The organism is Formosa sediminum, assembly GCF_007197735.1.
GTDB lineage: Bacteria > Bacteroidota > Bacteroidia > Flavobacteriales > Flavobacteriaceae > Formosa > Formosa sediminum.
Genome location: NZ_CP041637.1, coordinates 2,265,406 through 2,278,407, shown reverse-complemented (window position 1 = coordinate 2,278,407; position 13,002 = coordinate 2,265,406). Strand labels below are relative to the sequence as shown.

The following is a 13,002-nucleotide window of genomic DNA, read 5'->3' as shown; positions in this document are numbered from 1 at the left end:
AGATTGACTCTAGTCTAATTTATAGGGCAACTTGATTTAATAGCTCTGTTAGAGATTATAAAAATAAAAGGGAGTTTAGTACTCTTTTCTTATATTAAAAAATTTTATCTCTTCCCATTTAAGATTATCTAACCATAATTTAAAAAGCAGCTACGATAGAATCGCAACTGCTTTTTAAGTTAGATATAAATAGTACTAAAATTATAAGAACACTTTTACCATCCAGGGTTTTGTAATAACTCTGGATTTAATCTGATTTGATCGGACCCTATTGGATCTAGATAATTATCTATAGAAAAGTTTCTATTTCCTTCGATATCTAGAATTAATGCACCTGGTTTAGTTGTTGCAATACCTGAATAACTAGATACAGATTGTTCTTTAGATGTTGTTCCGTAAGAGAATGCACTAGCTATATAAATTTGAGATCCTGGATTTTTAGGGTTTTCAGCCGTTTCAAACTCTGTTCCGTCTACATATGTAGTAGCTACGACATGACCTAACTCCTCTTCTGCAATCCCCCAACGTTTTAAATCATTGAACCGTTGATTTTCACCAAATAATTCGATAGCACGCTCTCTACGTATTTCTCCCAACATGGTTAAATCTGAAAAAGGAGCAATTAAAGCATTAGTTAAAGGCGCTACATTAGAACGCTCTCTAATTTTATTGATTGACATATTTAAATCTGCATCAGAAATAGTACCTCCTCCCAACTCTACAGTTGCTTCAGCATAAGTTAATAACACTTCTGCATAACGTAAATATGGGTAATTAAACGATTCGTCTCTAGTTTCTCTTAAAATATACTCTGTAGTAAACTTAACCCCCTGATAACCTATATTACGGCCAGCTCCTGGACTTGTTAATTCTGGCACATATCTATAATCATAATTAGTACCTGCATCTGCGAAATCTACACCATATTGTGCACCTCCGCCTTCTACACTATTTCCCCAACCCCAGTATTCTTTTAAAGGTTCACGAACAAAACTTGTTAAACGATAATCACGATTACGGAATTCTGAAGTCATGGTATCATAACCTTCAAATACTGAGGAGTGTTGTACTGGTAAACCATCTGTACATAGGTACATATCCATTAATTTACGAGATGGTGTATGTGTTTTAGAGTGTGTTAAATTTTGATTTATTTTTCTTAATGTATAATCGTAAACCGTTTGAATGATATACTCTTTATTATTTGCTTTAGATAAGCCCGCAGGATTAGAGCCGCCATCTTCTAAATTAAATAAGTAATATAAATTTCTATCTCCCAATTGTTCACGATAATCCCACAATTCATAAGCACCGCTATTAATTACAGCTAGAGATTGTGCTTTAGCTTCAGAAAACAACTCGTCTACACTTGGGTATCCTGCAGGCTTATTAGATCCTGCACCAGTATTAACACCGTCTCCATCTGTAGCTGTACCTACATATTTTTCCCAAGTTGCTTCATATAATAACACACGTGCTTTAAATGCTCTAGCCGCTTCTGTTGAAAGTTTTCCTTTTTCAGAATCAGTAATACTATTTTCTGTAGGTAGGTCTGCTATAGCAACATCTAAATCACTAAGAATTTGATATATCACTTCGTAGCGACTATTTCTAGGGGCGTATAACTCTTCATAATCTACATCTAAAGAACGTGTAACTATTGGTACACCTCCAAAACGTTGTAATAAATTAAAATGACACCAAGCTCTAAAAAAATAAGCTGTTGCAACAGATCCAGCAATTTCTGACTGATCGCCTTCGTATTCTGCTGCTTTTTCAATGAGTTGATTTGGTTCTCTTAATTGATTATAATTATTTGACCAAACATCATCTTCTGTTGGTATAATGGATTGACCTTGTCCATAAGACGGTGATGTATCGAGGTTTCCTGATAAATCTGAAGATTCATCTCCTGCATCATACCCTAGAGAAGCACGATAAAAATAATTTGCAGCTGTTTCAAACTGTTCTGCATTTTTAAAATACACTGCTTCTGTTACTGAGTCTAAAGGTTCTTGATCTAAGTAATCTGAACACCCAGTAAACATGAATATAGAGATTACAGCAGCTATCCCTATTTTTTTTATATTATAATGTATATTTTTCATATTCTTTAAATTAAAATTAATTAAAATGCTAGTTCAAGTCCGAAGATCAATGCTGAAGAAAAAGGTATCATGTTACCTTGTCTTGTTCCTTCTCCAAATTCAGGATCTAATCCATCACTTATATTTGAAATTGTAAACAAATCGTTTCCTGTTAAAGACAAACGAATTTTATCCATTCCTGCTCTATCTAAAACATCTTTTGGCAATGTATATCCTACAGATATTGCTTTTGCTCTTAAATAAGCTGCTTTAATAACATTCATATCATTTAAATCTCCATAATTCCAAGTTTTTCTTGAACCATTAACAAACGCTGCTGGTCTACTTGAATTAGAATTTTCTGCTGTCCAAGTTTTATTAGTAAAAATTGGGTTTTGGTTTGTCCACCATTGCATAAATGGATAAGATAGCGAACCACTTCTAACAATATTTACATCTGCAACCCCTTGGAAGAATGCACTAAAATCAAAGCTTTTGTATGTAAATCCTAAATTAATACCAAAACTTTTATGTGGATTAGCATCTCCTACATATACTAAATCATCTTCATTAATAAGACCATCTCCACTTACATCTATACGATTTACAGTTCCTGGGACTAAACGATCTGCACTTCTATAATTTGGTAATTTCGTACCATCCTTCATGGTTTGAGTTGAAGGATCTTCAAATCCAACTTGATTATAATAATTTAACACTTGGTCTTCTGTAGTCAACAAACCATCTGTTTTATATGCATAAATAGCATTTAAAGGTTTACCTTCTATAATTTCATTCGTACCTAAACTAATCGTTGTTTTACCTTCCATTTTTGTAACTTCACTTTGATTATCCCAGAAGGCAAGACCAATACGGTAAGTAAAATCGTCTCCTATACGATCTCTCCAGTTTACTGACAATTCATACCCTGTAGTTTCAAAATTACCACTATTTGTTTTTGGAGCTGTAGGACCTAAGATGTCTGGATATGTAATGTTAACTAACATATCGTCATTTTTACGAATAAAATATTCTGCAGTACCCGTTAATCTATTATTTAATATACCAAAATCCACTGCGAAGTTAGTTGTAGATACACGCTCCCAAGTACGGTCTAAAGAAGATAATCCATCAATATAAGATGTTGCTGCCAATTGCGGCGTACTACCAAATAATACAGTACCAGTACCAATACTTGAATAATAATCGTATGCACTTATACCTGTTACAGATCCTGTTTCTCCATAAGAAGCTCGTAATTTTAATAAATTAATAGAGCTATCTTCCATAAAAGACATTTCAGAAAATACTACACCAGCAGAAGCTCCATAAAAATTCTTCCATCTGTAATCTGGGTGTAAACGAGAAGATCCATCACGACGCCCTAAGACCTCTAATAAATAGATACCGTTATAATCGTAATTTATTTTACCTAAAAAGGAAACTAAACCAACATTATTACTTCCTCCACTATTTGTTTGGGTAGTTACATCAAATGCATTTAAATCGTTTAAAGTTTCATCTACTAAATTAGAACGAGACATAAAGTATTTTTCTGTTTCTGTTAATTCTGCAGTATACCCAGCCATGACTCCTAAATTATGATTTCCGAAAGAACGGTTATAATTTAATTGAAATATATGGTTTTGGAATACATAATCTACCTCGGTAACTTCTAATTTAGAATTAGTTAATGTCGTAGGTGTACTTGTTACGTTACCATCCCAATCGTACATTGTTATTGGTTTCCATGTTTTATTTTTTCTGTTATCTGTTAAGGATATGTTTCCAAAATAAGAGAAATTTAATCCTTCTACATATTTTTCTAAGTCTAGTGTAATTTTACCTCCTAAACGAAATATATTAGTTCGGTCTTTAACACGTCCGCCTTCGCTTAAATAAGCTAAAGGATTATTTCCTCCAAAATTATCGTAAAATTGTCCTTGAGGGTTATATAAAGGAAAAATATTCATGTCTTGAATACCATACCCAACACCTTGAGTTGGAGTATCGATAATATCACTATTATATGATATATTGAAATCTGTTTTAACTAAGTCGTTTACTTTATACGACACATTTGTACGGAAGTTATAACGTTTTTGTCCGTCGTACACAAAAGATATTGGAGAACGTTCGTTTGCATATCCAAAAGATGTTCTATAAGTTGCATTTTCATTACCTCCAGACAAAGAAAAATCATGACGTTCTGTGATGGTTGTACCATATACAGCATCAAACTGGCTCGTATCAGAAAAATACATATCTTTACCTAACCAATAATAAGATTCTGGTGCCAAAGGCATAGTTCCATTAGATATCATCATAAACTCTTCCTCTGTAAAGAACCTAAAACTTGTTGCTGCTGTTTGTTGATTTCCATCGCCATCTACAAAATTTATTGCATCATTTCGTCCTGCTACTAACCAAGCATCTGCCCATTCTTTCATATTAGCAACAGGGAAATCTTTTGCAAAATTTAATTGTGTTTCACCTTTATAACTAATTTTCATTTTCCCTTCTTTACCTTTTTTAGTAGTTACTAAAATAACACCACCTGCTGCCTTTGTACCAAAAATTGCAGCTGATGCATCCTTTAATACAGAATAAGTTTCAATATCGTTGGCATTAATTGCTGCTAAGTCACTTTGTGAAATTTCTACACCATCTAATAAAATAAGCGGACTAATACTATTTACAGAGATATCTCCACGAATATTAACAGATGTACCCTCTACACCTGGACGCGAAGATGTACGCGTTACAACTACACCAGGAACCTCTCCTTGTAAAGCTAAAACTGCACTAGAAGTACCTTTACCTTTAACAACATCATCTCCTTTTACTTGTGCCACAGATCCTGTAAGTGTTGCTTTTTTCTGAGTACCGAAACCTACAACAATAACTTCTTCAAGTTCACTAATATTTGTATCTAACGCGATATTTATTTCTGTTCTTCCTGATACAGAAATTTCTTGAGTAATGTAACCAATAGAACTAAATATTAACACTGAAGTTGTTGATGGCACTTCTAAAGAATAATTTCCATCAAAATCTGTTACCGTCCCTACCCCTTGTACATCTTTTAAAATAACATTTACACCTGCTAAAGGCATGCCATCTTCTGCTGCAGTTACTGTTCCTGTTATAGTAAGATTTTGTACGCTTGTTGTTGCTTCATTTGCTAATTTAAACGAATCATTTATAGCGTATAATCCGCTATTAATAGATAAGCATAGCAATAAAACCAGTATTGCTATTGGCTTTATTGAAGACTTTTTAAAATTATAATTGTTATACATAAATTACTTTGTTTGTTATACTAATTTTACTTGGTTGTTTGGAAAGGTCAATTTTTAAACATTAAACACGCATTAAAATTTTCTTTTTTCTGAAAAACACCATTTGGTTTAAGATGCTGTTTTAATAATTTTTTTTTAGTCATAATTGATAGTTTTATGTTAATACTGTTTGTAAAAACACCATAAAAAAATGTTAACAATTTATTTGGTGTTTCTCTTAACAATTTTATAAATAATGACTCATTTATAGTCTAAATCATGATTCTATCTATCTAACTTATCACCCATTTTTAAGTATAAATACGGATATAAACTGATACTCATAAGAATTTCACATTACACCTGTTTTTTTACTTAATATTTTTAAATTATTCTCAAATTTAACACATAATTAATATTTAAATCCTTTTTATAAAGGGTTAATTTTATTAATAAATTAACCAAACACGTTTTTACATCTAAATAAAAAGACAAACTTCTATGAATTACAAAACATAAAAAATTACGCGTTTTTACATGTTAAAACTTAAAACAAAACACAACCAGATTTCAAACATTTAGTATCTCTAGAAAAAACAATATGGATATCTAATTGATAACTCTATATTACTATGAATAATATTTATAGACTATGCTCTAGTTTACAAGAAGACATTAATAAGTATTAATTATTACTTATGATCTGCATAAGCTTAATATCGCATTAATATTAAGCTTAGTTTCACACCTCAACATAATTAGTATAAAGGTTTTGTGGTTAGTTATGTACTTTACATAAATCAATTCTTTACTTAAATAACTTATTATCATGACTGCATACATGTATTATATTTATAAAACAGCAATAAAATTTTAAATGCTAAGTAGCAAACAAAAAAACCCTTTTAGAACCAATCCTAAAAGGGTTAAAATAAACGAGATAACAAATCTCTAAATCATCATCTCATGATTTACAAAAAAAACAAAAACTAAATTAATGTTGTGCTAAATTATATTTACCTTTTTTTAACCTCAATAAAGCTTCCATAAAGTAATAATCTGCATAAATTATTGGTACATCTATCTCTGAACCGTTAGGAAAGTGTCCTATAGAATGTAGTAATAGTGCCTGATTTGTATCTGCACTAAAATACATATCTGATTCTAAACGATCCATTAATGTTATTGCTGCATTAATATATTTATCTTTTAACTCTTGGTCTTTAAGCTGGTCTGATAATTCTAATAAACCACAAGCGGCTAATGAAGCTGCAGAGGCGTCTTTGGGAGCATTTGGAATATTTGGATCGTCAAAATCCCAATATGGAATACCATCTTCTGGTAAACGTTCTAAGAAATGATCTGCTAATTTCACTGCAGTTTCTAAATATTCTGGTTTATTAGTTTCTCTATAAGACATGGCAAAACCATAAATTCCCCAACCTTGACCTCTAGCCCACATAGACTCGTCTGCATAACCTTGATGTGTTATCCCTTTTTTAAATTCTCCCGTCTCTTCATCATACAAAGACACGTGATAAATTGAATAATCTGGTCTAACTAAATTTTGCATAGACTTATTTGCGTGACTTACAGCAATATCGTATAGTTTTTTATCTCCACCGTTTTTAGCAGCCCAAAACAGCAATTCTAGATTCATCATGTTATCTATAATCGTGTTATATCCTAGTTTGTGAACCTGTTCTGGCCAAGATAAAATTGTTCCTACTTTAGGATTATATAATGTTGCTAAGGTATCTGCAGCTGCAAGCATAATTTTTTTATACTCTTCATTTCCTGTTAAGCGATATCCATTTCCATAACTACAATATACCATAAAACCAATATCATGGTTATCTGCTGGCGTATATGCTATCTCTTTTAACGGAGCTGTAAAGCGTTCTGCACCGGCTTTTATTTGTGGGTCTTTAGAATGTTCATATGCATACCACAATACACCTGGCCAAAATCCAGAACACCAATCTCTCACACCTACTAAATTCCAATCTTTTTGACCTGGAGTTATATTTCTTGGGAAACTGTCGGATTCTTTTAAAGAAGCTAATGCTGTTTTCACCTTAGTTACGCTTAAATCTAATACATGATCTGTATTAATAATTTCTTCTGCTGCTTGAGAAGAAACCGGTGCCTCTTTCTTTTTTGAATCGCACCCAATTAACGTGGCAGCACAAAGACAAGCTACAAATGTTCCTTTTAGTAAATTCATATGTTTTAATTTGTTATTAACTTTTAATCTTTGCTATCTGTAACTTTTAAATATTTGCTACAATTAACATTACAATAATAAAGTGCTCTACCCTCTTTTAATATAAAATATGAGCCAATTTTAATAAATTAAAACCCATTTACTTGCTAAAACCTACTATTTATAAGGGTTTTAGGATTTATTTGTTATAAACTTCAAAATTGAATACTATTTTATTTTAGACCGTAAGAATTAACACTTCTACTACTCCCATTGTAAAGCGATTTTATATGTATTAAATAGATTTATAAAAGATTGAAAACTGATATTTTTTACATTGAAATTTTAAAACGATCTAAGTCTATATAATTATTATTTACTTTTAGATTGATTAAACCTATGTCGTTTTTAGACATCTTATTATATCTTTTTTTCAACCATAGTATTTTTAATCATTCCCTTACAACAACATATATATTTTAATATGTGTTAATTTGAGGAATAACATTTAGTAAGACATCTTATTATAATTTGTGCTGAATCAAGTTTTAATGTCTACAAAAACCTATTATCGTTAGAATAACAGATTATTTTGAAGTTTACGATGGTCTTGAAACGTCGATAAAATTTTAGATGATTATAAGATCTAAACATAATTGTAAAACTCATTAGTTTTTCTAAGTTTATGATCATGTTAGCTGAACAGATTTTAATTTAAATTGTAAAAAAAAAGAACTATAAATACTATTAATATTTATAGTTCTGTATAATACATATTTATTGAATTTAAATTAACGATAAAAATTCAACTTTAAATATTCAATAAATTTAGGTCTTATAGTTTTTCAACGGTAACATAATACGCTCCTAACTCTTTATTATTTTCTAGAGTAAACCAAGTTTGAAGTTGGGTTTCTCCCGCTTTTAAATCCACTGTAAATTCAACATATTCATGAGTAGCATCAACCGTTTTTTGAGCTTCTTGATCTTGAATTTTAATTCGAGCCTTTTTAATATTTAAAGCCTGTCCTTTTTTTGATGCACTAACGCTGGTACCCGGAAGTTCTGGGCGTATATCTGCTTCGGCACCTAAGGCTAACTTTGTTTCTTTTGGCCAACGACGTAATTTTAAATTATAAGTTCCGGTTTCCGCAACTTTTACCAACCAATAACCATTATCCATGTATCCGGAACGAATATGGCGCTGATGCCATGGACTTGCCTCTTTTTGTGTGTGCCAATCGTGACAGTATAATGTTGTTGGATTTTCAGCTTCATTGCCAATATAAATACGTGGAAGATCGTTATATCCTGGTAATAAATCTGCCCACCAGGCATCGTAAGCCTCTTTAAATTTAGCCATTTTTTCTGGATATTGGTCTGCAATATTGGTACGTTGCTCAGGATCTGTAGATAAATCGTATAATTCTGTACCATCAATTAAACGCCATTTACCTTGCATTAACGACGTTCTTCTCCAAGGTTCAGGCACATCAACACGTTGTGAATTTGTAATTACAATCCGATCTTTAAAATTAGAATCGTCGCCCTCTATTAAAGGTATTAAACTTTGACCATCAAATGTAATAGAATCATTAACTTCTAAATCACACAAATCAACTAAGGTAGGTAACACATCGTAATGTGCTGTTAAAGCATCAATATCTTTGCCTACGGTTATACCTCCATCTTTCCAATGAATAAATAATGGCACACGGTGGCCGCCTTCGTATTTACTTGCTTTAATACCACGCATTCCCGCATTAAATCCTTTGGTTACAAAACCATCTAAACGGTGATCTGTCTTCGGGATTTTTGCCCCTGCAGAAGTCCCATTATCGGTCATAAACACTAAAATGGTATTATCCATTAATCCGCTAGTCTTTAAATACTCGGTAAGCTTACCAATATTTTCATCGACATTCGCAATCAAACCATAAAATGCTGCACTCGGGATATTCTCGTTATCCTTATACGGATTTGAATATTTATCGGCTACAAAATACGGTGTGTGTGCGGCATTAGTAGGTAAATAACAAAAGAAGGGTTTGTTCTTCGCTTTATTTTCTGCCATAAATTTCATGGCCTGCTCAAACCAAATGTCTGTACAGAATCCTTCAAATTTTTCTAGTTTTCCGTTATGATGGTAAGTATCATTAAAATAATCATTATCCCAATAATCCATAGTTTGCTCTATACCACCTCCACCATGGATAAGTACTTCTTCAAAACCTTTGTCTTGGGGACGTGATGGATAATTATCGCCCAAATGCCATTTTCCAAAAATTCCGGTTGCATAGCCATTGGCTTTCATAATTTGTGCTGCCGTAGTTTCACGCTCTAAAAGTATAGAACGGCCATTTACGGTATGCCAAACTCCTGCTCTATTAGCATTATGCCCAGTTAATAAAGCTGCTCTTGTTGGTGCACAAGTAGGATTTACATGATAATCTGTAAATCGTGCACTAGTATCATGAAGCGCATCAATATGTGGTGTCTGTATGTACGGATTACCTAAAGCTGCTATATCACCATATCCCTGATCGTCTACCAAAATTAAAATTACGTTAGGTTTGCTTTTTTGTATCTTGGTTCCTTTATCTACTTTTTTCCAATCTTTTTCGCATGATACTATAATACATAATAAACATAACAAGGAGACAAAACTTATATAAACTTTCATTTACTTTTATTTTAATTTCATTTAATCACTGTACAAGTTCGAAAATTATAGATACAAAGGCTATATATTATAATTCATATCTTATAATTTATTATCCCTTTTAGCTGAAATATGCTGGTTATAGTGTAAATTTTAGTATCACAATAAAAAAACGAGTGATCTTTTTAGACAACTCGTTTAAATTTAAAGTTTATTATATAAATTTTAGATATTAATCTTAATTAATGTTTAATAAGCTTTTTAAACTGTACTCCATTATCTTTTTCTAATCTTACAATATAAACCCCTGAATTTAGATATGAAGTATCTATTGTAGATTGGTCACTAGATAATTTTTTAGAAATAATTAAATTCCCTAAACTGTCAAAAATATTTACTTTAGCATTTATGTCACTTTTAATATAAAGTACATCTTTTACTGGATTTGGATGCATATTAATTTCCGATTCTAAAATATCATTTATACCTAAGGTTGTGTAGAACTGAAAATAATCTAGGTTAAACAAACTACCAGACTCAGTACTTGTAAAAACTAAATAGAGATCTTGAACCCCAGTAGCTCCTTCTAAATTGGTTGAAAACGAATTCCAAGTTTGCCAACCACCTGTACTTACTACAGGAATTGTACCTATTAAAGTTCCTGTAATACTTCCTAATCTAAACTCTATATTTCCACTACGCTGACCAGCAATACTAGCTGTTACACTTAAAGCTCCGGTACCAAAATCTACATTTTTAAACATAACCCAATCTCCATTACCTATATAACCTATATTACCTAGCTCTTGTTCGGCATTTGTTTCTATTTCCACGCCGTATTGTTCACAAAAATCTTCAGCTTCAATTTTAGAAAAAGTTTCAACAACTTCACATTCTGTATCTTCGATTACAATATCTTCACAATTTTCAAAACGTGTAGTCGTATTATTAAAGCCTTCATCTATTATTTGTCCTTCACCACAACTAAATATAGTATTTTCACTAGAGGTAGATTTAAGTCTAATTGTATATTCAGTTTCATTTATAATTGTAGAACCAGTACCTGTAACTACAATTTCACGAGAAAGATTAGTGTCTGTTGGGCCTTCGATTCTATGAAAAATAAGCTTATGATTATTTCCATTTACATCCATTAAATTATGAGGACCTGTAGCATGTGGAGAAGGTATAATAGTCCATTCTGCATTATAACCATTTCGGTCTAAAGCAAAATCAGATAATGGTGCATAGGCAAAATTTCCAAATGAATTTGTAATAGTTCCCACATTCCCTGGAAGGTTGTAGTTAGAGCTCCCACAGTTAGTAGACGTTACGTTATTTACGGTTGCCTGACCTCCAAGATATAATCGAATACCTCCGCGCATTTGGTCTACCGTACAGTTCTCAATCGTTACACTCCCCGGAATATTATACATTCTTATACCATCTTCACAAAGCGAATGCATCTCTGTTTTGTCGATAGGTTTATCATCATAAAAAGGCTCTAAATAGTCAGATAAAAACGGTAAATCGTAAGGCTCTGTTTCTTCATAAAACTCTGCTCCCAAACGTACTCGACCATCAACTTGCGTGTTAGTAATTACAGTTTCGTCTGCATCACCTTGCATAAAAATACCATGACCAAATGCTCTTTGATGAAGCACTACATTATCCAGGCTATTTTTTTTACCATTTATAAGAATTCCACAACGTTTATCTAATCCGAATTCATTTTCTGCACCAATACCATATATACTTCCATAGCCATATGGGAACGAACCACGGGTGGTTAGTTTTAAACCATCTACTAAATTACCTTCTCCTGTAATAGTTACAACAGCATCACCGCCTAAACCATGTGCTAGATTATCACGATCTTGATTATAAGTACTAAAATCTGTAATTTCTGTAATTCCATTTCTATAGGTGTCTTCTATTTCTCCTCCTAAAATTATGTTATTATTCCCTGAGATTACAAAATATGTTGAGCTTACACTACCCACAGGTACATTTATATAAACTCCAGTTAAATCAATAGTATTATTAGAACCTGATACTTCAATTTTTCTTAAGACAGAAGGTAAATCGTCTTCAAAATTATAAATATTATCCCCTCCATTATCTAAAATAATATGTTGGTTGTCTCCTAAAACGGCACTTTGTAATTCAGATAATGTACTTACCGTAATTTCTTCATCGGTCGGAACTGAATCACTATTATTAAATTTAAGCGAGTACAAGTTATACAAATATCTACTTGTTCCAGAAGCCACAAATACAAAATAAATATCTTCTGAATCTGTTGTAACTTCACTGCTATCTATATCTGCATTAATATAAGACATTGGCGACCAAGCGGCGGTATTAATAACCTCTGTTTTACCTAATAGTGGCCCAGAAATTGATCCTAATCTGATTTCTATATATCCGCGATCATTGGGTGCAGCCGCTAGTACAGTAATTCCAGTTGCGCATCTTATATCTATATTGGAAAACATAATGTAAGATCCATCAACAATATTTTCTAGTATACCATTTTCTGTTACTAATTCTCCATCGTCTGAACCATCGAAATCCACTGCTATTAATTCTGGATAAGATTCTGCACAGCTAAGTTCTTGTTCTAAATTTACAGACACATCTGTTTCTGCTTTAAGACTATTAAAAAACCCCGCGGTTAAGAGGCATATTATAGTCAATAATAAGATAGTTTTTTTCATGATTAAGTTTTAATTAGTTATAATTTGAATCTGAAAACTATAAAAA

At 32.0% G+C, this 13,002-nt stretch carries 5 protein-coding genes; all 5 read right to left on the bottom strand.

The genetic code is table 11. The features are described from left to right. Nucleotides 1-215 precede the first annotated feature (215 nt). On the bottom strand, nucleotides 216-2,108 hold the full coding sequence (locus tag FNB79_RS09925) for a RagB/SusD family nutrient uptake outer membrane protein (RefSeq protein ID WP_221932575.1): 1,893 nt from the start codon (nucleotides 2,106-2,108) through the stop codon (nucleotides 216-218). A gap of 20 nt (nucleotides 2,109-2,128) precedes the next feature. Continuing rightward, nucleotides 2,129-5,389: a SusC/RagA family TonB-linked outer membrane protein gene (locus FNB79_RS09920; RefSeq protein ID WP_143381156.1), complete on the bottom strand. Its 3,261-nt coding sequence runs from the start codon at nucleotides 5,387-5,389 to the stop codon at nucleotides 2,129-2,131. A 973-nt stretch (nucleotides 5,390-6,362) separates the two neighbouring features. Further along, nucleotides 6,363-7,595, bottom strand: coding sequence for a glycoside hydrolase family 88 protein (locus FNB79_RS09915; protein WP_143381155.1), 1,233 nt, complete (start codon nucleotides 7,593-7,595; stop codon nucleotides 6,363-6,365). Nucleotides 7,596-8,409: 814 nt separating this feature from the next. Beyond that, on the bottom strand, nucleotides 8,410-10,257 hold the full coding sequence (locus FNB79_RS09910) for an arylsulfatase (RefSeq protein WP_143381154.1): 1,848 nt from the start codon (nucleotides 10,255-10,257) through the stop codon (nucleotides 8,410-8,412). 221 nt (nucleotides 10,258-10,478) lie between these two features. Further along, a complete protein-coding gene (locus FNB79_RS09905; protein ID WP_143381153.1) occupies nucleotides 10,479-12,956 on the bottom strand; it encodes a carbohydrate-binding protein in 2,478 nt (825 codons plus the stop codon). Between the last annotated feature and the right edge of the window lie 46 nt (nucleotides 12,957-13,002).

What these genes read in the sequence shown, in the direction of transcription:
- FNB79_RS09925 (WP_221932575.1), bottom strand. Translation starts at nt 2,108, where the DNA reads ATGAAAAATATACATTATAATATAAAAAAAATAGGGATAGCTGCTGTA.
- FNB79_RS09920 (WP_143381156.1), bottom strand. Translation starts at nt 5,389, where the DNA reads ATGTATAACAATTATAATTTTAAAAAGTCTTCAATAAAGCCAATAGCA.
- FNB79_RS09915 (WP_143381155.1), bottom strand. Translation starts at nt 7,595, where the DNA reads ATGAATTTACTAAAAGGAACATTTGTAGCTTGTCTTTGTGCTGCCACG.
- FNB79_RS09910 (WP_143381154.1), bottom strand. Translation starts at nt 10,257, where the DNA reads ATGAAAGTTTATATAAGTTTTGTCTCCTTGTTATGTTTATTATGTATT.
- FNB79_RS09905 (WP_143381153.1), bottom strand. Translation starts at nt 12,956, where the DNA reads ATGAAAAAAACTATCTTATTATTGACTATAATATGCCTCTTAACCGCG.